Source organism: Verrucosispora sp. ts21, assembly GCF_002879555.1.
In the GTDB taxonomy this organism is placed as follows: domain Bacteria; phylum Actinomycetota; class Actinomycetes; order Mycobacteriales; family Micromonosporaceae; genus Micromonospora; species Micromonospora gifhornensis.
In genome coordinates this window covers 1-24,265 of sequence record NZ_PNOZ01000086.1, presented here as the reverse complement: position 1 = coordinate 24,265, position 24,265 = coordinate 1, and the positions used below count along the sequence as shown (strand labels likewise).

Annotated in this window: 18 protein-coding genes; 8 read left to right on the top strand and 10 right to left on the bottom strand. The window is 72.2% G+C overall.

Annotated features, from left to right (window positions below):
* Positions 1-91: 91 nt before the first annotated feature.
* The 7 genes from mraY to mraZ form a co-directional block, all read right to left on the bottom strand.
* Positions 92-1,225, bottom strand: a complete 1,134-nt coding sequence (gene mraY, locus C1A38_RS26345; protein ID WP_102660404.1) for a phospho-N-acetylmuramoyl-pentapeptide-transferase — start codon at positions 1,223-1,225, stop codon at positions 92-94.
* The gene (locus C1A38_RS26340; protein WP_102660403.1) at positions 1,222-2,646 is read right to left on the bottom strand and encodes a UDP-N-acetylmuramoyl-tripeptide--D-alanyl-D-alanine ligase; all 1,425 of its coding nucleotides are present in this window, start codon (positions 2,644-2,646) and stop codon (positions 1,222-1,224) included. The genes mraY and C1A38_RS26340 overlap by 4 nt, the downstream gene beginning before the upstream one ends.
* Entirely contained in the window at positions 2,643-4,202 is a 1,560-nt protein-coding gene (locus tag C1A38_RS26335) for a UDP-N-acetylmuramoyl-L-alanyl-D-glutamate--2,6-diaminopimelate ligase (RefSeq protein WP_102660402.1), read from the bottom strand. The genes C1A38_RS26340 and C1A38_RS26335 overlap by 4 nt, the downstream gene beginning before the upstream one ends.
* A gap of 120 nt (positions 4,203-4,322) precedes the next feature.
* Positions 4,323-6,542: a peptidoglycan D,D-transpeptidase FtsI family protein gene (locus C1A38_RS26330; RefSeq protein WP_102660401.1), complete on the bottom strand. Its 2,220-nt coding sequence runs from the start codon at positions 6,540-6,542 to the stop codon at positions 4,323-4,325.
* A 3-nt stretch (positions 6,543-6,545) separates the two neighbouring features.
* Positions 6,546-7,154: a cell division protein FtsL gene (gene ftsL, locus C1A38_RS26325; RefSeq protein WP_102660400.1), complete on the bottom strand. Its 609-nt coding sequence runs from the start codon at positions 7,152-7,154 to the stop codon at positions 6,546-6,548.
* Positions 7,151-8,251, bottom strand: a complete 1,101-nt coding sequence (gene rsmH / locus C1A38_RS26320) for a 16S rRNA (cytosine(1402)-N(4))-methyltransferase RsmH (RefSeq protein ID WP_102660407.1) — start codon at positions 8,249-8,251, stop codon at positions 7,151-7,153. Before rsmH ends, ftsL begins: the two co-directional genes overlap by 4 nt.
* 209 nt (positions 8,252-8,460) lie before the next feature.
* A complete protein-coding gene (mraZ, locus tag C1A38_RS26315; protein ID WP_102660399.1) occupies positions 8,461-8,892 on the bottom strand; it encodes a division/cell wall cluster transcriptional repressor MraZ in 432 nt (143 codons plus the stop codon).
* A 345-nt stretch (positions 8,893-9,237) separates the two neighbouring features.
* On the opposite strand from mraZ, the gene C1A38_RS26310 reads away from it, so the two are divergent.
* The 3 genes from C1A38_RS26310 (at position 9,238) to C1A38_RS26300 (ending at position 12,000) form a co-directional block, all read left to right on the top strand.
* Positions 9,238-10,485, top strand: coding sequence for a MurT ligase domain-containing protein (locus tag C1A38_RS26310; protein WP_102660398.1), 1,248 nt, complete (start codon positions 9,238-9,240; stop codon positions 10,483-10,485).
* The gene (locus tag C1A38_RS26305) at positions 10,475-11,197 is read left to right on the top strand and encodes a type 1 glutamine amidotransferase (protein ID WP_102660397.1); all 723 of its coding nucleotides are present in this window, start codon (positions 10,475-10,477) and stop codon (positions 11,195-11,197) included. Before C1A38_RS26310 ends, C1A38_RS26305 begins: the two co-directional genes overlap by 11 nt.
* 170 nt (positions 11,198-11,367) lie before the next feature.
* Positions 11,368-12,000 (top strand): TVP38/TMEM64 family protein, encoded by a 633-nt coding sequence (locus C1A38_RS26300; RefSeq protein ID WP_102660406.1) that lies wholly within the window; start codon positions 11,368-11,370, stop codon positions 11,998-12,000.
* Between the two features lie 102 nt (positions 12,001-12,102).
* Here C1A38_RS26300 and C1A38_RS26295 read toward each other — a convergent pair whose 3' ends face one another.
* The gene (locus C1A38_RS26295) at positions 12,103-12,759 is read right to left on the bottom strand and encodes a response regulator (RefSeq protein ID WP_102660396.1); all 657 of its coding nucleotides are present in this window, start codon (positions 12,757-12,759) and stop codon (positions 12,103-12,105) included.
* Complete coding sequence (locus C1A38_RS26290) at positions 12,756-14,096, bottom strand: histidine kinase (protein ID WP_158244944.1); 1,341 nt, start codon at positions 14,094-14,096, stop codon at positions 12,756-12,758. The genes C1A38_RS26295 and C1A38_RS26290 overlap by 4 nt, the downstream gene beginning before the upstream one ends.
* A gap of 132 nt (positions 14,097-14,228) precedes the next feature.
* On the opposite strand from C1A38_RS26290, the gene C1A38_RS26285 reads away from it, so the two are divergent.
* Together C1A38_RS26285 and C1A38_RS26280 are read left to right on the top strand one after the other, a co-directional pair.
* On the top strand, positions 14,229-15,140 hold the full coding sequence (locus C1A38_RS26285) for an ABC transporter ATP-binding protein (RefSeq protein ID WP_102660405.1): 912 nt from the start codon (positions 14,229-14,231) through the stop codon (positions 15,138-15,140).
* Complete coding sequence (locus tag C1A38_RS26280; RefSeq protein ID WP_102660394.1) at positions 15,137-15,982, top strand: ABC transporter permease; 846 nt, start codon at positions 15,137-15,139, stop codon at positions 15,980-15,982. Before C1A38_RS26285 ends, C1A38_RS26280 begins: the two co-directional genes overlap by 4 nt.
* Positions 15,983-16,094: 112 nt before the next feature.
* Here C1A38_RS26280 and leuS read toward each other — a convergent pair whose 3' ends face one another.
* Entirely contained in the window at positions 16,095-18,953 is a 2,859-nt protein-coding gene (gene leuS / locus C1A38_RS26275; protein WP_102660393.1) for a leucine--tRNA ligase, read from the bottom strand.
* Positions 18,954-19,408: 455 nt separating this feature from the next.
* Between leuS and C1A38_RS26270 the strand changes: the two genes are divergently transcribed.
* The 3 genes from C1A38_RS26270 to C1A38_RS26260 are packed head-to-tail and all read left to right on the top strand — an operon-like array spanning position 19,409 to position 24,246.
* Entirely contained in the window at positions 19,409-20,461 is a 1,053-nt protein-coding gene (locus C1A38_RS26270; RefSeq protein ID WP_013735099.1) for an AAA family ATPase, read from the top strand.
* A 1-nt stretch (position 20,462) separates the two neighbouring features.
* The gene (locus C1A38_RS26265) at positions 20,463-21,758 is read left to right on the top strand and encodes a DUF58 domain-containing protein (RefSeq protein WP_102660392.1); all 1,296 of its coding nucleotides are present in this window, start codon (positions 20,463-20,465) and stop codon (positions 21,756-21,758) included.
* Between the two features lie 16 nt (positions 21,759-21,774).
* Complete coding sequence (locus C1A38_RS26260; RefSeq protein WP_102660391.1) at positions 21,775-24,246, top strand: transglutaminase TgpA family protein; 2,472 nt, start codon at positions 21,775-21,777, stop codon at positions 24,244-24,246.
* The last annotated feature ends 19 nt before the right edge of the window (positions 24,247-24,265 follow it).

Below are 24,265 nucleotides of genomic sequence, written 5' to 3'. Positions count from 1 at the left end.
CCACCCCTCCCCCAGCGTTGATCAAGAGGTTTGCGTCAGGAATCCACTGCCCGACGACGCAAACCTCTTGATCAACAGCGAGACAAGGGGGTCAGCCCATGTTGGCCAGGAAGTCGCTGTAGAAGAGGCCCAGGGCGATGGCCACGCCGATGCCGGCGATGATCCAGAAGCGGACCACGATGTTGACCTCGCTCCAGCCGGCCAGTTCGAAGTGGTGCTGGAGGGGGGACATGCGGAAGACGCGCTTGCCGGTGGTCTTGAAGGAGATGATCTGGATGACCACCGACATGGTGATGATCACGAACAGGCCGCCGATGATCGGCAGCAGCAGGATGGTGCGGGTGGACATGGCCATGCCGGCGATGAGGCCGCCCAGGCCGAGCGCGCCGGTGTCACCCATGAAGATCCGGGCGGGCGAGGTGTTCCACCACAGGAAGCCCACACAGGCGCCGGCCGCCGCCCCGGCGATCAACGCGATCTCCAGCGGATCCCGGACGGTGTAGCAGTAGTTGTTCGGGTTGGCGGTGTACGCCGGGTCGGCACACCAGTGCCGGTACTGCCAGAACGCGATCACCGCGTACGCGCCGAGCACCATCACCGACGCGCCGGTGGCCAGGCCGTCGAGGCCGTCGGTGAGGTTCACCCCGTTGGTCGCCGCCATCACCACGAAGATGAAGATGATCACCGCGCCGATCTTGGTGACGTCCAGCGCCGGAATGTCCCGGATGAAGCTCAGCGTGGTGCTGCCGACCGTCTCGGTGTTGGTCTGCGCGCCGGTGGCGTCGGTCATCGTGGACGGGAACCAGAGCGCCACCACGCCGAACACCGCGCCGACCAGGATCTGCCCGAGCAGCTTGCCCCGGGCGCTCAGGCCACCGCTGTGCCGCTTGCGCACCTTGAGGAAGTCGTCGATGAAGCCGACCGCACCGGCGAAGACCATCAGCCCCAGCAGCACCAGCGCGGTGATGGTCGGCTCGACCTGGGCGATCTGCGCGTCCGGCAGGGTGGTCAGGGCCAGGTGACCGGCGACGTACGCGATCACGGTGGCGAGGATGAACACCACGCCGCCCATCGTCGGCGTGCCCTTCTTGCCCTGGTGCATCTGCGGGCCCTCGGCCCGGATGGGCTGACCCGCCTTGAGCCGGGTGAACACCTTGATCGCGATCGGGGTGCAGAACAGCGAGACCAGGAAGGCCACCCCGATGGCCACGATGACGGCCCTCACGCGGCGCCACCTCCGGCCGCCGGATCAGCCGGACCGGTGGCGACGGCGTCGGCACGCAGCGCGTCGGCCACCTCCCAGGTCCGGTACCGGGACCCCTTCACCAGGACCACGTCCCCCGGCCGTAGCTCGCTGCGCAGCACCTGAACGGCCGCCGCCTGATCGGTGAGCAGCACCGATTCTCCTCCCCAGTCACCTACCGATGTCGCCCCGTGGTGGATCGGCGCCGCCGCCTCGCCAACCACGAGCAGCCGGTCGACGCCCAACTCGGCCGCGAGCCGGCCCACCTCGGTATGTCCCTGCGCCTCGAACTCGCCCAACTCGGCCATGTAGCCGAGCACCGCGAAGGTGCGCCGTCCCGCTCCGACGCCGGCCAGCGCCCGCAACGCCACCGACATCGACGCCGGGTTGGCGTTGTACGAGTCGTCGATCACCGTCACGCCGTCGGTGCGCTCGAAGACGTCCATCCGGCGGGTCGAGACCAGCCCGAGCTCGCCCAGCGCGACGGCGATCTCGACCAGCGGCATGCCGAGTTCCCGCGCCACCGCCGCGGCGGCGAGAGTGTTCCAGACCTGATGCCGCCCGGTCAGCGCGAGCCGCACCGTCGCGCTGCCCTCCGGCGTCACCAGGGTGTACGCGGGCCGCCCCCGCTCGTCCAGCGTCACGTCCACCGCCCGCACGTCGGCGTGCGCCGCCTCGCCGTAGCGGATGATCCGGGCGGCCGTACGGTCGGCCATCGCGTCGACAAGCGGATCGTCGGCGTTGAGCACCGCCAGGCCGTCGGCCGGCAGCGCCTCGACGAGCTCGCCCTTGGCCAGCGCGATGTTCTCCTGCGACCCGAACTCCCCGATGTGCGAGACCCCGACGTTGAGCACCACGGAGATGCGCGGCGGCGCCACCTCGCACAGGTACCGCACGTGCCCGATGCCCCGGGCGCCCTTCTCCAGCACCAGGTAGCGCGTCGAGGGCCCCGCCTGCAACGCCGTGTACGGGTGACCCAGCTCGTTGTTGAACGACCCGGGCGGCGCCACCGTCTCCCCCAGCCGCGCGGTCAGCTGCGCGATCAGGTCCTTGGTGGTGGTCTTGCCGGACGACCCGGTCAGCCCGATCACGGTCAGCTGCGGCAGCCGGTCCACCACGGCACGCGCCAGCCGGGCCATCGCGGTCAACGCGTCGGCGACGACGACCATCGGCACCCCGGGCACCTCGCGGGTGCCCAGCACCGCCACCGCGCCGGCCTGCACCGCTGCGGCGGCGTAGTCGTGCCCGTCCACCTTCTCCCCGTCGAAGGCGACGAAGAGCCCGCCGGAGGTGACCTTGCGCGAGTCGAACTCCACGCTGCCGGTGACCTGTGCGGTCGGTTCGGCGGCCACCAGCCGCCCGTCGACGGCCGACGCGATCTCGGCCAGACTCAGTGCGATCATCGCTGGCCTCCCAGGCTGCCGAAGCGGGCCCGCAGCGCGTCGGCCAGTTCGGTCACGTCGTCGAACGGAAACACCTCACCGGCGATCTCCTGACCACGTTCGTGGCCCTTGCCGAGCACCGCCACCACATCGCCGGGCTCGGCCTGGCGGACCGCCTCGTCGATGGCCGCACGCCGCCCGCCCACCTCGACGATCCGGGTCCGCGTCCCGGCGTCGTACGCCCCGGCGAGCACCTCGGCGCGGATCGCCGCCGGGTCCTCGGTGCGCGGGTTGTCGTCGGTCACCAGCACCACATCGGCTCCCTTTGCGGCGGCCGCGCCCATCGCCGGCCGTTTGCCCCGGTCCCGGTCACCGCCCGCGCCGATCACGCAGATCAGCCGGCCGCTGCTCATTTCCCGCAGGGCGGCCAGCACGGCCACCACCGCGTCGGTCTTGTGCGCGTAGTCGACGACGCCGCGTACCCCGCCGGCCACACCCACCGACTCCAGCCGCCCCGGTACGCCGCCGCAGGCAGCCACCCCCCGCGCCGCGGTGGCCGCATCCACCCCGGCGGCGACCAGCACGGCGACGGCCAGCAGAGCGTTCGCCACGTTGTGCCGCCCGGGCAGCGCCACCCCGGCGTCGAGGACCAGCCCGTCCGGGCCGTGCAGGGTGAACCGCTGGGCGTACCCCTCGCCGTCGACGTCCTCCGCCCACCAGGTGGCGGAGGGGTCACCGGCGGCCGAGTAGCTGATCGTGGCGGGCTTGAACAGGGCCTTCAGCGCCGGGTCGTCATGGTTGAGCACCTCGTGGGCGCAGCGGCCGTCGAACAGGCGGGCCTTGGCCGCGAAGTAGTCGTCGGCGTCGGCGTGGAAGTCGAGGTGGTCGGAGCCGAAGTTGGTCCAGCCGCCCACGTCGAAACGCACCCCGCCGACCCGCCCCATCGCCAGGGCGTGGCTGGACACCTCCATGACCACCGCGCTGACGCCGCGTTCGAGCGCGGCGGCGAGCATCGCGTGCAGGTCGGTGGCCTCCGGCGTGGTCCGTACGCTGTCCAGCACCAGGTCGCCGAGGCGGGTCTCCACGGTGCCGATCAGGCCGGTGGTGTGACCGGCCGCCCGCAGCCCCGACTCGACGAGGTACGCGGTGGAGGTCTTGCCGGCCGTGCCGGTCACCCCGATCACTGTCAACTTCTCGGTCGGGTCGCCGTAGACGGCCGAGGCGAGCGTGCCGAGCACCGCGCGCGGGTCGGCCACCACCAGGGTCGGCAGTCCGTGCCCGGCGGCCAGTTCGGCACCGGCCGCATCGGTGAGCACGGCGACCGCGCCGGCCGCCGCCGCGTCGGCGACGAACTCCGCGCCGTGGCGTCGGGCACCGGGCAGGGCCGCGTACAGATCGCCGGGGTGGACCTCACCGCTGGCGTGGGTCACCCCGGTCACCATCGCATCGACGGTGGTGGGGGGCGCCACGGCGAGCCGGGCGGCTAGGTCACCGAGCCGGATTCCGGTCACGGTACGGGGACGAGGATTGCCGCGCACGGCGTCAGACCCTACCCGGTCGTCCGCTGATGGCCGCACGGCGCGCCTGAATCTCCGCCACAGGGAGTCGAACCGCAGGTCGTGGCCGACTGGCGGACCGAAGGCGGGATCGACCCGCCGGCCGGGTGTGCCGGCGGGTCGACCGTGGCGCGCTCCGGCCTACGGGAAGACGGTGAACTTCGGTGGCGCCTCACTCGACGGCGGCACCTTGAAGTGCCGCAGGGTGAAGGTCATCATGTCCCGGAACGCCGGAGCTGCGACCTTTCCGCCACCACCGCTCGGGCTGTGCACGAAGACCGCGATCACGTACCGCGGGTTCTCCGCCGGTGCCATCCCGATGAACGAGGCCACGTCGCCGGGCTGCTTCTTGCCATCGACCAGCCGCCAGCCGGTGCCGGTCTTGCCGGCCACCCGGTAGCCGGGGACCGCGGCGGCCAGCCCGGTGGCGTTCTCCACGGTGGTGACCGCCTCCATGATCGTCCGCAACGCCTTGGCGTTGTCGGGGCTGAGCACCGGACGGGTCGCCGGCGGCTCGGCCGGGGTCCGGTTGCCCTGCGGGTCGATCGTCTCCTTGACCAGGTGCGGCTGGATGTACGTGCCGTCGTTGGCGATGGCGGCGTACGCGGCGGCCATCTGCAACGGGGTGGCGTCCACGCTGTGCCCGATCGGCACCGACCCGTGCGACGAGTCGCTCCACTCCGACAGCGGCAGCAGCCGGCCGCTGGCCTCCCCGGGCATGCCGACGCCGGTCGGCTTGCCCAGGCCGAAGCGGCGCTGGTAGTCGATCAGGCGTTCCGGGCCGAGCTTGTCGGCGATCTGGATGGTGCCGACGTTGGAGGAGTAGGCCATCATCCCGGCCACGCTCATCCGGCGACCGTTGGCGAAGTGCGTGTCCGGGAACCAGGTGTCGCCCTTGCGGATGGCGTTGGACACCGGGAACGACGTGTCGGGGGTGATCACCCCTTCCTGGAGCGCCGCCCCGAAGGTGATCGCCTTGTGCACCGAGCCCGGGTCGACCACGAAGCTGGTGGCCGCGTCCTCCCGGTCGGTCGGGTCGCTGAGCTGCGGTCGCGCCGCGTTGTAGGTCGGCTCGCTGGCCTGCGCCAGCACCTCCCCGGTACGCACGTCCAGCACGATCGCCGCGGCGGTGCTGGCCTGCGCCGCCCTGGCCTGCTCGCTGAGGATCCGCTGGCACATGAACTGCAGGTCCCGGTCGATGGTCAGCACCATCGAACTGCCCGGCTTGGCCGGAGTGGTGCGGCTGTAGCCGCCGGGGATGGGCGCGCCGAGGCCGATCTCGAAGGTCCGTTCGCCGTCCTCGCCGTGCAGCAGGTCGTCGTAGCGTGCCTCCAGCCCTTCCAGCCCGGCCATGTCGATGCTGGTGAAGCCGATCAGGTTGGCGGCCAGGTCACCGCCGGGCACCTCGCGTCGCTCGTCGCGCTGGGTGTAGATGCCGGGCAGTTCGAGCTTCATGATCTCGCGGGCGCGGTCGATGTCCACCCCCCGGGCCAGGTACTCGAACCGCGAGTCGACCCCGTTGATCCGCTTGCGGGGTCGCATCTTCTCGGTCAGCTCCGAGGCCGGGATGCCAAGCAGCGGGGAGAGCGTCCGGGCGGTGGACTCGATGTCCTCGACCCGGGTGGGGTCGGCGTAGACGTAGCGGGCCTCGACGCTGTGCGCCAGGGCCGCGCCGCCTCGGTCGTAGATCGCCCCGCGCGGCGCGGGTAGCTGCACGGTGCGCAGCCGGTCGGCCATCCCGCCGTCGGCGTACGCGGGCGTGTCCACCGCCTGGAGCACGACGAGCCGGATGCCGATCGCGACGAACATGACCATCACCAACGCGGTGCCCAGCCGCAGACGGCGCACCGGATCGGCGAGCCGGGGCGGGCGGGGCGGCTTGCGGGCGGGGCGGCGCGGGGCCGCCCGGTCCTCGCGGCGAGGATCCCGGACGCCGACCCGCCGACGTGGCGGCTCGGCCGCCTCCCCACGCGGGGTGCGGGCCGTGACGGTACGCACCACCGTGGCCCGGCCGGTGCCGCCGTCCCGACGCGTCGGACCGCCCGGCCGGCCACCGGCCCGGGTCGCCGCCGCCCGACCGCCGTCGAGCACCTGCAGCGCCGGCCGGAACGGATCCTGCGACCTGCTGCTGCGCGGGGTACGCCGCTGCTCGGCCCGCCCGGCCGCCGGGGCGCCGCCGCCTTCCCGGATGGTGCGGCCCCGCGGGGTGTACGCCCTGGCGTCGGAGATGCCACCGATGCCCGGTTCGTCACCCCGCTCCCCGGTCACGCGCGGCGGCACCCCCCGATCCGATGCACCACGCGACGAACCGCGCCGGGAGCCTGTGGCGTCCCGGCGCGGTTCATCCGACCTCGATGGCACGGTCTACCCCTCCGCGCCCTGGATGCTCGTGATCGACGCCTGCCCCCCGGCCGGCTGCGGCACCCCGATCAGCTTGCCGTCGGGCAGCCGGATCAGGGCCGGCTCCCCCGACTCGACAAGCCCCAGCTTGCGGGCCTGGGCGGCCAGGTTGCCCGGCGCCTCGGCGTCGGCGATCTGCTTGGTCAGCTGCTGCTGCTCCACGTCGAGCTTGGCCTGCTGCTCCTGCAACTCCAGCAACCTGAAGGCGTTCTCGTTGATCTTCGTGTTGACCGCCAGGATGCCCAGCACCCCGCCGACGACAAGCATCACGACCAGTGCCGCGAACGGCGCCCGAGGCACCCGCACCGGCGGCGGCGGAGCGACCCGCAGTCGCGGTGCCGCCTCCCGCTGCGGCTCGCTGACACCGGCCCGCTCGACCGGCCGCAGCGCGGCGCTGCCCTCGGTGCGGAACTCGCGCGCCCCCCGGGCGCGAGTCTGCTCCAGCGGGCTCATCCGCTCCGTACGCCGGGTGGTGTCCCCGGTCCCCCGAACCCGCTCCGCCGCGATCCGGCCCCCCGACCGCGGTGCGCGCTGCCCGGCGCCGGCGATGTTCCGGCGCTTGTCCACGCTCATGTTCCCTCCCCCTCTTCGTCCGTCGTCTCCCCCGGCCGTGGACCCGATTCGGATCCGGTGGCCGATCCCGTCCCCGGTTGGTGCATCGCCTTGACCCGGCGGCGGTACCGTTCGCGGTCGGTACGCCCCTGCTGCCGGTCCTGCGGGTCGATCCGTTCCGCCGCCCGCAGCCGCACCGAGGCGGCGCGCGGGTTGGCGGCGACCTCCGCCTCCCCGGGCAGCTCCGCGCCCCGGCTGAGCAGCCGGAACGTCGGCTCCGACCCGGGTAGTTCGACCGGGAGGTCGACCGGGCCGGTGCTGCGGACCCGGTCGGCGAGCGCATGTTTGGTGAGCCGGTCCTCCAGCGAGTGGTAGGACAGGACCACCAGGCGACCGCCGACGGAGAGTCGGTCCAGGGCGTCCGGCAGTGCCGTCTCCAGCACTGCCAGTTCCCTGTTTACCTCGATCCTCAAAGCCTGAAACGTTCTCTTTGCCGGGTGTCCACCCGTTCGTCGGGCTGGTGCCGGAATCGACTCCCGGACCAACTCGGCCAGTCGCGCCGACGAGGTGATCCGGGCGCGTTCCCGCTCGCGGATGATCGCCGAGGCGATCCGGCCGGCGAACTTCTCCTCGCCGTACACCCGCAGCACCCGGGCCAGTTCCGGATGGGTGTACGTGTTGACCACCTCTTCGGCGGTCACCCCCCGGGTCTGGTCCATCCGCATGTCCAGCGGCGCGTCCTGCGCGTACGCGAACCCGCGGTCGGGCGCGTCGAGTTGCAGCGAGGAGACGCCGAGGTCGAACAGGATCCCGTCGACTGTCGGATAGCCCAGCCGGTCGAGCACCTCGGGCAGCTCGTCGTAGACGGCGTGCTCCAGGTGGATCCGGTCGGCGAAGCGGGCCAACCGCACCCGAGCGTGCTCGAGCGCCTCGGTGTCCCGGTCCAGGCCCACCAGGATCGTCTCCGGATGCGCCTGCAGGACAGCCTCGGCATGGCCGGCCAGGCCCAGCGTCGCGTCGACGTGCACGGTGCGCCCGCTGCGACCCAGTGCGGGGGCCAGCAGCTCGAGACACCGCTCAAGCAGCACCGGCACGTGCGTGCCGCGTAGCTCCCCCATGTCGACCCCCACTGGCTTGACCTTGTTTTCTTCTGCGTCCTGCTCGTCGGACGACGCCGTGCCGTCGTACCGCCAGATCCCCATCCGCTCCCCGCCCGCCCGTCGGGCCACAGCCCTCCGTGTCGGATCGTGCGCCTGGCACCGGGGAAGGGATGCCAGGAACTCGAAAGCGGCTGGAGATCTCGCAGTACGTCGGGCGTCGTCACGCCCTACAGACCGCCGGGCAGCACCCCTTCCTCGATGTCGGCGAAGTCGTCTTCGCTCTCGGCGAGGTAGGTCTCCCAGGCGACCTTGTCCCAGATCTCCACCCGGGTGCTCGCGCCGATGACCACCAGGTCCCGGTCGAGCCCCGCGTAGCTACGCAGGTGTGCCGGGATCGTCACCCGGCCCTGCTTGTCGGGCACTTCGTCGTGTGCGCTGGCGAAGAAGACACGGCTGTAGGCCCGGGCCGCCTTGTGTGTCATCGGCTGCTCACGCAACTGATCCGCGATGCGCTGGAACTCAGGCGTCGGGAAGACGTAGAGGCAGCGCTCCTGCCCTTTGGTGATCACGACACCCCCCGCCAGCTCATCCCGGAACTTCGCCGGAAGGATCAACCGGCCCTTGTCGTCCAGGCGCGGAGTGTGGGTGCCGAGAAACACGGCCCAACCCCCTCGCCCTTGTAGCGGCGTTCGCGCGCCGCTGACCCCCCGGGCCGGTGGGCCCTCCCGGCCTCACCAATGCGCCCCACTCTACTCCACTTCCCTCCACCCGCAACCAGATTGGACCGCGTGGCGCGCCACGTTGGACCACAAAAGCGCACGTCAGTCGGGGTGGGGCGGAGTGGAGGGCGCAGCGGGCCCCGCGGCCTGGTCCGCTATCCGACATAGATCCACTCCGGCCGGCCAGCCGCCACCGACCGCATCGCCGACAAAGCCCACCCGAACGGATCGGCAATCTGAGCCCCGCCATGGTCCGGTAACCTCGCTCGCGTGACGGACGCAAAGATGCCCCTTCGGGCAAAGGTGGCCAGTTCCGTGTCACGGACCGCCGCGGCGCTGTCGCGGGCTGCGGGCCGTGGCGACGGTTCGGTGATCGGCGGCTGGATCGGCTTGAAGATCGACCCGGACCTGTTGGCTCATCTCTCCGCCGGTCGGGCCATCGCGCTGATCTCCGGCACCAACGGCAAGACAACCACCACCCGACTGGCCGCCGCGGCCGTCGGCGTGCTCGGTCGGGTCGCCACCAACTCGTTCGGCGCCAACATGCCCACCGGCCACACCTCGGCGCTGGCGAAGGCGGGCAGCACCCCGTACGCCGTGCTGGAGGTCGACGAGCACTACCTCGCGCAGGTGATCGAGGCGACCGAGCCGCACGTGGTGGCGCTGCTCAACCTCTCCCGCGACCAGCTGGACCGCGCCAAGGAGGTCGCCATGATGGCGCAGCTCTGGCGCGCGGCGCTGGTCCGGCACCCCGACATCCGCATCATCGCCAACGCCGACGACCCGATGGTGGTCTGGGCGGCCACCCCGCCGGCCACCCACGACCAGCGGATCACGCCGCCGCACGTCACCTGGTTCTCCGCCGGGCAGCGCTGGCACGACGACTCCTGGGTCTGCCCCGAGTGCGGGTCCACCATCCAGCGCTCCGGCGAGCAGTGGTGGTGCACCGGCTGCCCGCTGCGCCGGCCGCAACCGCAGTGGACCGTCGACGAGCAGGGCGTCCTCGACCCGACCGGCGCCTGGTACAAGGTCAAGCTCCAGCTTCCCGGCAAGGTCAACATCGGCAACGCGGCCACCGCGCTGGCCGTCGCCGCCGAGTTCGGCGTACGTCCGTTCGACGCCGTTCCCCGCCTGGCCGACGTCACCTCGGTCGCCGGACGGTACGCCCAGGTCGTCCGGGACGGGCGTACGGTCCGCCTGCTGCTGGCCAAGAACCCGGCCAGTTGGCTGGAGGCGTTCGACATGGCGGAGCTGGCGCCGACACTGCTGTCCATCAACGCGCGGGATCCCGACGGGTTGGACACCTCATGGTTGTTCGACGTCGACTTCGCCCCGCTGCGCGGACGCCAGGTGCTGATCACCGGCGACCGGGCGTACGACCTGGCGGTCCGCCTCGACGTCAACGACGTGCCGTTCCAGCACGTACGCACGTTCGACGACGCCGTGCGGGCGGTGCCGCCGGGGCGGCTGGAGGTCATCGCGAACTACACCGCGTTCCAGGACATCCGAGCGGAGTTGGACCGTGTCAACTGAGACCCTGCGCATCGTCTGGATCTACCCCGACCTGCTGTCCACCTACGGCGACCGGGGCAACGCGCTGATCCTGGCCCGGCGGGCGCGCCAACGCGGGTTCCCGGTCGAGGTGCATGAGGTCCGCTCCGACCAGCCGCTGCCGACCACCGCCGACATCTACCTCATCGGTGGCGGCGAGGACGGGCCGCAGGCGCTCGGCGCGCAGCGACTGCTCGCCGACGGTGGCCTGCACCGGGCCGTGGCCCAGGGGTCGGTGGTGTTCGGGGTCTGCGCCGGCTACCAACTGCTCGGCACCTCGTTCTTCGCCAAGGGCACCCAGTACCGCGGCCTGGAACTACTCGACATCAGCTCGGACCGGGGCGACAGCCGTGCGGTCGGCGAACTGGCCGGGGACATCGACGCCCGGCTGGGTCTGCCGCCGCTTACCGGCTTCGAGAACCACGGCGGTCGCACCCGGCTCGGCCCCGGTGTGTCCCCGCTGGCCAGGGTCACCGCCGGAGTCGGCAACGACGGCGCCACCGAGGGGGCCTGGCGGGGCAAGCTGCTCGGCACGTACTCCCACGGGCCCGCGCTGGCCCGCAACCCGGCCCTGGCCGACCTGCTGCTGCGCTGGGCCACCGGCGCCCAGCAGTTGCCGCCGCTTGACGACACCTGGGCCGACCGGCTGCGCGCCGAGCGTCGAACCGCGGTGGCAGCTGCCGCCCGGCCATGATCCCGGCCGTCCGGCGGCTGCTCGGCCGCCGGTCACCAGACCCCGGCGGCGCTCCGCCCGGCGGCACCGCTCCGTCCGGCGGCACCGCTCCGTCGCAGGGTGCGTCGTCCGGCGGTGCGCAGCGACGGGCGTTGCGCGTCGTCGCGACGTCGTCGGCGCTGCGGTTCGGCATGCTGTTGTTCCTGCTCGCCGGATTCGGGTTGATGCTGCTGCTCACGCCGCTGCCCGACCCGGCGACGCTGCCGCACCTGGCCGACCGGCTGGGCGGGTTCGCCCCGGTCGCGGCGGTCCTCGGCGGTGCGCTGCTGCTGGTCGCGCTGGTCCCGCGTACCTTCATCACGCTCGCCGCCGGCGCGATCTTCGGAATGCTGCCCGGCGCCCTGTACGCGTTGGGTGCCGCACTGCTGGCGGCAGCGGTCGGCTTCGCCGTCGGCCGGCTGCTCGGCCGGGACTTCGTCGCCGAACGGGTACGCGGCCGGCTGGCCCGGCTGGACCGCTGGTTCACCCGGCAGAGCGTGTTCGGGGTGATGACCGTACGGCTGCTGCCCATCTCCGGGTTCGGCCTGGTCAGCTACGGCTACGGCACCACCGGCGCGCGGCTGCTGCCGTTCCTCACCGGCAGCGTCATCGCCTCCGCGCCGACCGCGTTCGGCTACGCGGCCCTCGGTGCCGCCGTCACCTCCCCCGGCGGGATCAACTGGTACGCCGCCGCCCCCGCCGCCCTGGGCTTCATCGCCAGCGCAATCCTGCTCACCCGCTGGTGGCGCGCCGAACGCCGAACCCGCGCCGCCCACCGCCCCTGACCACCCACCCCGGAAGTGTGCAGTTTCGGAGAAGATGCTGCCTCCGGAGGCCCTGAAGCGACACTTTCCCTGAAACTGCCGCCCTGAGGGCCGGAGGGGTGGTTACGGGGGTGGAGCGATGAGGCCGGTTTCGTAGGCGGCGATCACCAGGTGCACCCGGTCCCGGGCGCCGAGCTTGCTGAACAGCCGAGCCACGTGCGCCTTCGCGGTCGCCACACTGATCACGAGTTGCTCGGCGATCTCGGCGTTGGACAGGCCCCGACCGACCAGGGTGAGTACCTCACGCTCCCGGTCGGTGATCCCGGCCAACGACCGCGAGCGGGGCGCCGCTGCCGGCCGACGGATGAACTCGGCGATGAGCCGGCGGGTCACCCCCGGGGCGATCAGCGAGTCTCCGGCCGCCACCACCCGGATCGCGGCGAGGATGTCCTCCAGCGCCATGTCCTTGACCAGAAAGCCGCTCGCCCCGGCGCGTAACGCGCTGTGCACGTGTTCGTCGTCGTCGAAGGTGGTGAGCACCAGCACCCGGGTGGGACCACCAGCAGCGATGATCTGGCGGGTCGCCTGGATGCCGTCCGTGCCCGGCATCCGCAGGTCCATCAACACCACGTCGGGCACCACCTCGCGGGTCAGGCGCACCGCCTCGGCGCCGGTAGCGGCCTCCCCGACCACCTCCATGTCCGGCACGTCGGCGATCAGCACCCGCAACCCGGCCCGGACCAGCGGCTGGTCATCGACGAGCAGCACCCGGACACTCACCGCCGCACCGCCGCACCCGGCAGCTCGCCGCCGATCGGCTGATCGCCGCCGGTCCGCTGATCGCCGCCGATCGGCTGATCGCCGCCGGTCCGCTGATCGCCGCCGGTCCGCTGATCGCCGCCGGTCCGCTGATCACCGTCCATCGGCTGGTCGGCGCCAGTCGGTACGGAGAGCGGTAGCCGGGCGGTCACCCGGAAGCCACCCTCGGGTCGAGGGCCGGCGTGAAACTGGCCACCGAGTGCCCGGACCCGCTCCTGCATCCCAATCAGCCCGTGCCCAGCGACGCTGATCCGGCCACCCCGCCCCTCGTCGACGATCTCCACCACGACCGAGTCGGGACCACACCGCACAGACACCCGGCACGCGTCGACTTCTGCGTGGCGTACCACGTTGGTCAGTGACTCCTGGACGATCCGGAACACGGCCAGGTCGACCTCCGGTGGGACCGGACGCGCGCCGTGCCGGCGCAGCTCGACCCGGACCCCGGCGGCGGCCGTCGCCATGACCAGTCGGTCCAGGTCGGCCAGGCCGGGTGTCGGGTCCAACGGTGCTGACTCCCCCACCCCGCGACGCAGTGCACCGAGGGTACGCCGCAGCTCGGCCAGAGTGTCCCGGCTCGTCGCCTCGATGGTGCGCAGCGCGGCGCGGGCCTGCACCGGCTGGGTGTCGATCACCCGGGCGCCCACGCCCGCCTGGATGGCGATCACGCCGATGCTGTGCGCCACCACGTCGTGCAACTCGCGGGCGATGCGCAGCCGTTCGGCGGTGACTGCCTCGGCGGCGGCGTGCGCCCGCAGCGCGATCGCGTGCTCGCGCCGCGACCGCACCGAGTTGCCGAGCGTCCATGCCGTCGCGACGGCCAACCCGGAGAGCAGGGCCTGATCCACCGGTTCCACGCCGCTGTTGACGAAGGCCACCAGGATCTGCGTCCCGAGCACCACGACGGCGGCCAGGCCGGACACCCGGCGGGACCGGTTGGCCGCGACCACGCCGAGCGCCGCGTCCACGGCGAGGAACTGCACGGTGAAAAGCTGGCCGAGATATCCCTGGTCCCCGCCGTGCACCGTGACGCTGGTAACCGTCGCCCCGACCAGCATCAGCCCCAGTCCGGTGAGCGGCCGACGGCGCAGCAACGCCGCCGGCAGGGCCACGATCAGCAGCGGCACCAGGTACCGCTCGGGCAGCCACCAGCCCAGCACGCCGATCCCGTTGCCAGTCGTCGCCGCTGACGGCGCCATCACCCAGAGCAGCGGCAGGATGGCCACCCCGGCCCAGACCAGCACCGCCCTCATCGCCCACAGGGCGGTACGCAGCCGGATCCGGGCGGTGATGTCCACCGGTAAACGGTATCGAGCCGACCACCGCCGCGGCATCGGCCGGCAGGCGTACGCCCGTGGGCCAGTGCCCGGCACAGCGGTGTGGCCCGCGAGCCGACGCCGCGCGACCCGGTCTTCGGAAGGGTGGACATCATGATCGAGCTTGATGGCCTGACCAGGCGGTACGGGCGCACCACCGCCGTCGACGACCTGACCCTGACCGTACGGCCGGGTCACGTGACCGGCTTCCTCGGCCCCAACGGCGCCGGCAAGTCCACCACCCTGCGCATGGTCCTCGGGCTGACCGCGCCGACCAGCGGCACCGCCACGGTCGACGGCGTCCGGTTCCGCGACCTACCCCGAGGGCTGCGGCACGCCGGCGCGCTGCTCGACGCCGGGGACGTGCACGGCGGGCGCACCGCCCGGGCCCACCTGACGGCACTGGCCCGCAGCAACGGCCTCGGGGTCGACCGGGTCGACGAGGTGCTGGGCCGAGTCGGCCTCGACGGCGTGGCCGATCGACGGGTCGGCCGATTCTCGCTCGGCATGCGGCAGCGCCTCGGCATCGCCGCCGCCCTGCTCGGGGACCCGCCGGTGCTGCTGTTCGACGAGCCGTTCAACGGGCTCGACCCGGAGGGGGTGCGCTGGGTACGGAAGCTGTTCCGGCGGCTCGCCACCGAGGGGCGCACCGTCTTCGTCTCAAGCCACCTGATGAGCGAGATGGAGCACTGTGTCGACCGACTCGTGGTGATCGGCCGGGGCCGGTTGATCGCCGAGGAGTCCCTGGCCGAGTTCGCCGCCCGCGCCGGCCGGTCGGAGGCAGTCGTGCGTACCCCCAATCCGGCATCGCTGGTGACGGCGCTGGCCGCCGAGGGTGCGACCACACGGTCCGACCCGGACGGGACGCTGGCGGTGACCGGCGTGACCGCCGAGCGGATCGGCGAGCTGGCTCTGGGCCTGCGGATCCCGCTGCACGAACTGACCACCCGCACCGCCTCGCTGGAGGAGGCCTTCATGGCGCTCACCGCTGCCGACGTCGAGTACGCCGCCGGGGAGGACCGATGACCACCGTGACCCTGTCCACCGCCGGGCGCACACGGACCCGGCAGCCGGCACGCTACCGGGATCTGCTCGCCGCCGAATGGATCAAGCTCTGGTCGTTGCGCTCGACCTGGGGTGCGTTCGCCCTGATCCTGCTCGCCATGGTCGGCCTGGCTGTGCACGCCGCACTGGCCACCCACGCAGGCTGGCCGGACTGGCCGGCCGAGCGGCGAGCGGCCCGCTCCCCGCTCTGGGACGCCTTCCCCACCGAGGCGCAGATGTTCGTCGTACTGGCGGCCAGTGGCGTCGGCGCGGTCGCGATCGGCGGCGAGTACGCCTCCGGGCTGATGCGTACCACCTTCGCGGCCGTCCCCCGGCGCGGCGCCGTGGCCGCCGCCAAGCTGACCGTGCTGACCGGCGTGCTGACCCTGCTCGGACTGCTCGGCGCGGCGGCGGCGTTCACCGTGTCGCAGGCGATCCTCGCCGACGTCGGCGCGAACATGTCGATCGGCGACCACGGCGCGCTGCGCGGCATCGCCGCGTCGGCGCTGCTGGTGCCGCTCTGCGCACTGGTCGGCATGGCCCTGGCGGCGCTGACCCGGCACACCGCGCCCGCGATCGTCGCCGCCGCGACCGTGCTGCTCCTGCTGCCCACCGCCGTCGACGCCGACGAACGCTGGAGCGCGCTGATCCGGCACGCCATGCCGGTGCCGGCCTGGCAACGGTTGATGGAGCCGACCGGTCCCCTGCCGTGGATCAACGACCCCTACCCGGCCACCGTCGCCTGGTCCTGGACGACGTACGCCGTCTGGGCAGCGGTGGCCGCCATGGTCACCGTACTCGCGCTGCACCGCCGCGAGCCGTAACGCCGGCGCGCCTGTTCGCTCGGTGTCTGGTTAAGAAGGGGCCCTTCCTCTACACGAGGCGTTAGGAAGGGGCCCTTCCTATACACGAGGCGTTAGGAAGGGCCCCTTCCTTTCACAGCACCACGGAGACCATGCGGCCGGGGATGACGATGACCTTGCGGGGGTCCTTGCCGGCCAGCACGGCGGCCACCGCCTCCAGCGCCTGCTCCCGCACCGCTTCCTCGGTCGCGTCGGCGGGGACCTCGATGCGGCCGCGGACCTTGCCGTTGATCTGCACCGGGTAGGTGACCGACTCGGCGACCAGCAGGGCCGGGTCGGCGACCGGGAAGTCCGCGTAGGTCAGCGAGGTGTCGTGCCCCAGTCGTCGCCACAGTTCCTCGGCGATGTGCGGGGCGACCGGGGCCAGCATCAGCACCAGCGGCTCGGCCACCTCGCGCGGGGTCGCCGGCAACCGGGTCACCCCGTTGGTCAGCTCGATCAGTTTGGCGATCGCGGTGTTGAACCGGATCGCCTCCATGTCGCCCCGGACGCCGTCGATCACCTTGTGCAGCAGTCGCCGGGTCGCCTCGTCGGCCGGGGTGTCGACCACCCGGGACGCACCGGTCTGCTCGTCGACGATGGCCCGCCACACCCGCTGCAGGAACCGGTACGAGCCGATGACCGCCCGGGTCTCCCAGGGGCGGGACACCTCCAGCGGCCCCATCGACATCTCGTACACCCGGAAGGTGTCGGCGCCGTAGGCGGCGCACATCTCGTCCGGGGTGACGACGTTCTTCAGGGACTTGCCCATCTTGCCGTACTCGCGGTTGACCTGGACGTCGCCCAGGTAGAAGCCGCCGTCGCGTTCGGCGACCTCCTCGGCGGGCACGTACGCGCCACGGGCGTCGGTGTACGCGTACGCCTGGATGTAGCCCTGGTTGAACAGCTTGCGGAACGGCTCGAAGCTGGAGACGTGGCCCAGGTCGTACAGCACCTTGTGCCAGAACCGGGCGTACAGCAGGTGCAGCACGGCGTGCTCGGCACCGCCGACGTACAGGTCCACGCCGCCGCAGTCGCCCTCGCTGCGCGGGCCCATCCAGTAGCGCTCGTTGTCGGCGTCGACGAACCGGCCGTCGTTTGTCGGGTCCAGGTAGCGCAGCTCGTACCAGCAGGAGCCGGCCCACTGCGGCATGACGTTCGTCTCGCGGGTGTACCGCTTGGGGCCGTCACCCAGGTCCAGCTCCACCTCGACCCAGTCGCGGCGGCGTGACAGCGGCGTCTCCGGGTCGCTGTCGGCATCCTCCGGGTCGAAGGTACGCGGGGAGAAGTCGTCCACCTCGGGCAGCTCGACCGGCAGCATCTCCTCGGGCAGCGCGATGGCGGTGCCGTCGGCGTCGTACACGATCGGGAACGGCTCGCCCCAGTAGCGCTGCCGGCTGAACAGCCAGTCCCGCAGCCGGTAGGTGGTCGCGCCCTGACCGTTGCCGGTCTCCTCCAGCCAGGCGATGATCCGGGCCTTGGCGTCGGCCACCCCCAGGCCGTTCAGGTGCAGGCCGCGGTCGGGCGCGGCGCTGTTGATGGCCGGGCCGTCACCGGTGTACGCCTTGCCGTCGAAGTCCTCCGGCGGCGCCACGGTACGCACGATCGGCAGCTCGAACACCTCGGCGAAGTCCCAGTCCCGCTCGTCCTGGGCGGGCACCGCCATGATCGCGCCGGTGCCGTAGCCGGCCAGCACGTAGTCGGCGATGAAGATCGGGATCTGCCCGCCGGTGACCGGGTTTGTGGCGTACGCCCCGATGAAGACGCCGGTCTTCTCCTTGGTGTCGGCCTGCCGCTCGACGTCGGTCTTGGCCGCCGCCGCCTTGCGGTACGCCTCGACGGCGGCCCGGGGGCTGGCGTGCCCGCCGGTCCACGCGTCCCGGGTCCCCTCCGGCCAGCCGCCCGGCACCAGCGCGTCGACCAGCTCGTGCTCGGGCGCCAGCACCATGTAGGTGGCCCCGAAGACGGTGTCCGGCCGGGTCGTGAACACCCGGATCGGGGCGGTCGCCGTCGGGAAGTCGATGTGGGCGCCGGTGGAGCGGCCGATCCAGTTGCGCTGCATCAGCTTGATCGGCTCAGGCCAGTCCAGCTTGTCCAGGTCGTCCAGCAGCCGGTCGCCGTACGCGGTGATCCGCATCATCCACTGCTTCAGGTTGCGCTTGAAGACCGGGAAGTTGCCCCGCTCGGAGCGCCCGTCGGCGGTGACCTCCTCGTTGGCCAGCACGGTGCCCAGGCCGGGGCACCAGTTCACCGGCGCCTGCGACACGTACGCCAGACGGTGGTCGTCGATGATCGCCCGCTGCTCGGCGGCGGACAGCTCACCCCACGGACGTCCGTCCGGGGTGCGCCGGGTGCCGCCGGCGAACTCGGCGGTCAGCTCGCTGATCGGGCGGGCCCGACCGGCGTCGCGGTCGTACCAGGAGTTGAAGATCTGCAGGAAGATCCACTGGGTCCAGCGGTAGAAGTCCGTGTCGATGGTGGCCACCGACCGACGCTGGTCGTGGGCCAGGCCCAGCCGGCGCAGCTGCTCCCGGTACCGCTCGATGTTGGCCTCGGTGGTGGTCCGAGGGTGGGTGCCGGTCTGCACCGCGTACTGCTCGGCGGGCAGGCCGAAGGCGTCGAAGCCCATCGCGTGCAGCACGTTGCGCCCGGCCATCCGCTGGTAGCGGGCGAAGCAGTCGGTGCCGATGTAGCCCAGCGGGTGCCCGACGTGCAGGCCCGCGCCGGACGGGTACGGGAACATGTCCAGCACGTACAGCTTCTCCGCGCCGGAGCGCGGGTGGGCCGGGTCGGCCAGCGGGCCGGACGGGTTCGGCGCGTGGAAGGTGCCCTCGCGTTCCCAGACGTCCTGCCAGCGGCGTTCGATGTCGTCGGCCAGCGTCGCGGTGTACCGGAACGGTGGGGTGTCGCTGGTCGGGATGGCTGCCTCGCTCGCTCGTTGCCGCTCGCTCATGGCCTTCTCCTCGCATCGCTCGGCGGAGTCTGTCGGAGTGCTGGCTGGTCTCGGATCTGTCTCGGCGGCCCGCCCCGGCCCGGCGGCGGGCACGAAAAAGCCCCTCACGCAGGAGGGGCCGCCGTGCTGTCGCGCCTTCAGCGCATCAGCACGGCTGGGTAAGCAGGAAGACTCCGGCCATGTCCGGCAGTGTACCGCCAACCGGTACGAGCGCGTCGTGCACCACCCACCCGGGCCCCCATCACCCGAGAAGAACCAGCGACATGCGCTGCGTGAGTGACAAACGTTGCGTAAGCGCTCAAACAGCTGCGCAGGTCGGCGTCGGCGACAAACATGGTTAGCCTGAGAGGCCAGTGAGATTGTTGCGGCAGACGAGGCTTGCACGTCGCGAACCCAACGGCGGGGCCAGGTGCTCTTACTACAGAGCTGCCGTGATGGCGACGAGGAGGAGGCCCGTGACACAGCAGACCTGGGACGAGGTTGGCGGCCTGTTGCCGTTCGACGAGTTCCGCGCCGCGAGCGACGCCATCGTGGCCAACATCGAACAGGTAATCGAGGGCAAGACCGCCACCGTGCGGCTCGCCCTGGCCGTCCTGCTCGCCGAAGGTCACCTGCTCATCGAGGATGTGCCGGGGGTCGGCAAGACGAAGTTGGCCAAGGCCCTGGCCCGCTCGATCGACTGCTCGGTACGGCGCATCCAGTTCACCCCCGACCTGCTGCCCAGCGACGTCACCGGCGTCAGCGTCTACAACCAGGAGACCCACGACTTCGAGTTCCGGCCGGGTGCCGTCTTCGCCAACCTGGTCGTCGGCGACGAGATCAACCGGGCCTCGCCGAAGACGCAGTCCGCCCTGCTGGAGTGCATGGAGGAACGCCAGGTCACCGTCGACGGCGTGACCTACCAGCTGCAGACGCCGTTCATGGTGATCGCCACCCAGAACCCGATCGAGATGGAGGGGACGTACCCCCTGCCGGAGGCGCAGCGGGACCGCTTCACCGCCCGGATCGCGATGGGCTACCCGGACCCGACCGCCGAGCTGGCCATGCTCGACGCGCACGGCGCGGTGGATCCGCTGGCGGCGCTGCGGCCGGTCTCCGACGCCGAGACGGTACGCCGGCTGATCGGGCACGTCCGGCAGGTGCACGTCGCCGACGCGGTCAAGCAGTACGCCATCGACCTGGTCACCGCCACCCGCGAGTCGCCCGACCTGCGGCTCGGCGCGTCCCCCCGGTGCACGCTGCAACTGCTGCGCACCGCGCGGGCGGTGGCCGCCCTCGACGGGCGCGACTACGTACTGCCGGACGATCTGCAGGTGCTCGCGGTACCCGTGCTGGCACACCGGCTCATCCCGACCGCCGACGCCCAGCTCGCCCGCCGCACCACCGACGCGATCATCGCCGACCTGGTGCACCGGTTGCCGCTGCCGCACGACCGTAAGCGCTCGCCGTACGACAACCGGCCGCCGACCGGCAACGGCCGGCCCCCCTTCGAGCCGCGGAGGCCGTGACGTGCGTGACGGTCTACGCGGACTGACCACCCGTGGCCGCTCGTTCCTGGCCGCCGCGGTGGCGGCAGCCATCTCCGCCGTCATCCTCGGCGAGAAGGATCTGCTGCGGGTGGCCGTGCTGCTGGCCGTCCTGCCCCTGCTGGCCGCCCTCTACGTCGGCCGGAGCCGGTACAAGCTGGCCTGTCACCGGTCGCTTGAGCCGCACCGGGTACCGGTCGGCGCGAGCGCCCGGGTGGTGCTGCGGTTGCAGAACATGTCCCGGCTGCCCACCGGCACCCTGCTGCTGGAGGACCGCCTGCCGTACGCGCTGGGCAGCCGCCCCCGGGTGGTGCTGGAACGCCTCGGCGCGCACCAGGCCAGCTCGGTGGCGTACACCGTGCGGGCCGACGTACGCGGCCGGTACGAGGTGGGTCCGCTGGTGGTCCGGTTGACCGACCCGTTCGGGTTGTGTGAACTGACCCGGGCCTTCCCCGGCACCGACCGGCTCACGGTCATCCCGCAGGTGGTGCCCCTGCCGTCGGTGCGGCTGCCCGGGGAGTACACCGGCAGCGGGGAGAGCCGGGCCCGTTCGGTCGCGGTGCACGGCGAGGACGACGCGGCGACCCGTGAGTACCGCCGCGGCGACGACCTGCGCCGGGTGCACTGGAAGTCGACCGCCCGCACGGGTGAGCTGATGGTGCGGCGCGAGGAGCAGCCCTGGGAGAGCCGGGCCACCGTCGTGCTGGACACCCGGGCGTACGGCCACCACGGCGACGGGCCGACGGCCAGCTTCGAATGGGCCGTCTCGGGGGCGGCAAGCATCGCCGTCCACCTGCGCCAGGCCGGCTACAAGCTGCGGCTGGTCACCGGGGGCGGCGCGGACGTCGACGCGGGCGAGGGCGGCGACGGGCTGCTGCTCGACCATCTCGCGGAGGTCCGGCTGGACCAGCGGGTCGAGATCACCACCCTGATGCAGCACGTCCGGCAACGCGCCGACGGCGGCCTGGTCATCGGCCTGTTCGGAACGCTGAGCACCGCCGAGGCGGAGTTGCTGGCCGGTCTGCGGGCCAACAACGCCACCTGCGTGTGTTTCCTGCTGGACAGCTCCGCCTGGCTCAATCTGCCCGCACACGCCCGGGCCGAGGCCGACCAGGCACACGACGCCGCCGCCCTGGTCCTGCTCCAGGCCGGCTGGCGGGTCATCGGCGTCGACCACGGTGCGCGACTGCCGGCGCTCTGGCCGCAGGCCGGCCGCGGCTCACAAGGGTTCGCCCTGCGTGCGGCGATGGCCGAGACGGTGGCCGGCGGCGTGCGATGAACGGAAGGTCCCCCTCATGATCGCCCACCGGAACCTGGGCCTGGTGGCCGCCGCAGCGACGCTGCTCGCCGCCGCGCCCCTGTCGGCCATCTTCGAACGCTGGACGTGGTTCGTGCAGGCCGTCATCGCGGTGGCCGCGGTGGCCGCCGCGGCGGCGCTGGCCCGGCTCGGCCGGGCCCCGCTCTGGGCCCAGGTGCTGGCCATGCTGGGTGGCCTCGTCCTCGCCCTGACCTGGCTGTTCCCCAGCGGTTCCGAGTTGCTGGCCGTGCTGCCCGCGCCGGGCACCTTCGGGCACTTCGCCGAGCTGCTCACCGGCTCGGTCGAGGACATGCGCTCCTACGGGGTCAAGGTTCCCGACACCGATCCGCTGCTGTTCGTCACCGTGCTCGGCATCGGCTCGGTGGCGGTGCTGGTGGACGTGCTCTGCGTCGGGATGCGCCGCCCGGCCCTGGCCGGACTGCCGATGTTGGCCATCTACTCGGTGCCGGTGGCGGTCTACGTGGACAGCGTCCCGCCGCTGCCGTTCGCCATCGGCGCCGCCGGTTTCCTCTGGCTGCTCGTCACCGACAACGTGGACCGGGTCCGCCGGTTCGGCCGCCGGTTCACCGGTGACGGCCGCGACGTCGACGTGTGGGAGGCCTCCCCGTTGGCCGCCGCGGGCCGGCGACTGGCCGTGCTGGGCCTCGCGCTGGCGGTGCTGGTGCCGCTGGCCGTGCCGGGGATGACCGTCGGCCTGATGAACTCGCTGAACTCCGGTGCCGGTTCCGGCCTCGGCGGCCCGGGGCTGGGCGGTTCCCCCGGTCGGGTGGACCTGTTCGCCGCGCTCAGCGGTGAACTCAACCAGTCGCAGGTGACCGACCTGGTCAAGGTCACCACCACCGAGGAGGAGCCCTTCTACCTGCGCTTCGGCGTCGCCGACGACCTGCGCGCGGACGGCTTCCGGGTCCGCGGCCCCAACGGCCAGCGAGCCACCGGGGACCTGCCCGACCCGGGCGGGCAGCGACCCGGCGTCGAGCGTACGCAGCACCGGGCCACCGTGGAGGTGTCCCGCGAGCTGAACATGCCGCTGCTGCCGTTCTACACCGAGCCGGTCAACTTCTCCGACCTCGGCAACAACTGGTTCTACGACCCCAACCTGCAGGTGCTCTTCTCCAACCGGGACAACTCCCGGGGCAAGAAGTTCTCGTTCGACTACGTGCGTTCGACGTACACCCCGCAGGCCCTGCGCTCGGCGCAGCCGCTGCCGGCCGACCTGCCGTTGCGTCGGCAACAGACCGTCACCCCCGACGTGCCCGAGGTGCGGGCCCTGGTCGCGGAGCTGACCCAGGACAAGCGCACCGAGTACGACAAGGTGCGCGCCCTCTACGACTACTTCTCCGAGGACAACGGCTTCACCTACCAGCTGAGCACCGCCGAAGGCACAAGCGGTCAGCAGATCCTCGACTTCCTCGAGAACAAGGCCGGCTACTGCCAGCAGTACGCCGCCGCGCTGGCCTGGATGGTGCGCGACGCCGGCATCCCGGCCCGGGTCGCGTTCGGCTTCACCAACGGCAACCGGCGCAGCGGTGACACGCTGACCCTGACCAACCGGAACCTGCACGCCTGGACCGAGGTCTACTTCGACCAGATCGGCTGGGTGCCGTTCGACGCCACCCCGACCTACGGGGTGCCCGGCTCGACCCGCTCCGCCTGGGCGCCGGACGTCGACGCCCCGGAGGAGACGACGCCGCAGACCGACACGTCGGACACGCCCGACGACACCGACACCACGGAGACACCCGATCGCGGTCCCAACCAGTTCGAGGAAGGTGTCGACACCGGCGCGGGCGCCGGCCCGAACACCCCGGCCAGCCGTACGTCGACCTGGCCCTGGCTGACCGTCGCCGGCCTGCTGGCGCTGCTCGCCCTGCTCGCCGTGCCGGCGCTGCGCCGACTCGCCCTGCGGCGGCGACGCGGTCGACTCGCCCCGGTCGCCCGGACACTCGACCCGTCGACCGCGAACTCGACCACCACTGGTCAACCACGGGTGACGGTCAGCACCGACCCGGACCGGGCCCGCGCCGACGCACACGCCGCCTGGGACGAGCTGATCGACACGCTTGTCGACTACCGGGTCCGGGTGGACCCGACGGAGACCCCCCGGGCGACCGCCGACCGGCTGGCCCGGGAGTCGGTCGGCACCGACACCGACGCCGGTACGGCCGTACGCCTGCTCGGACGGGCCGAGGAGCGGGCCCGCTACGCGCGCGACCCGTTGACCGGCGAGCCCCTGCCGGCCGCACTGCGCACGGTGCGCAGCGCCCTCGCCGGACAGGCCGACCGCCGAACCCGGCTGCTGGCGACCACGTTGCCGCCCTCGGTGCTGGGCCGCTGGCGTACCGCCATCGCGGACACCTCCGCCCGCCTGGTCACCTCCGGCGGACAACTCCGATCCCGACTCCTACGCTTCAACCCCCGCCGCCTACTAGCCACCCGCACCACCCGCTAACCCCCACCCCCACCCACGC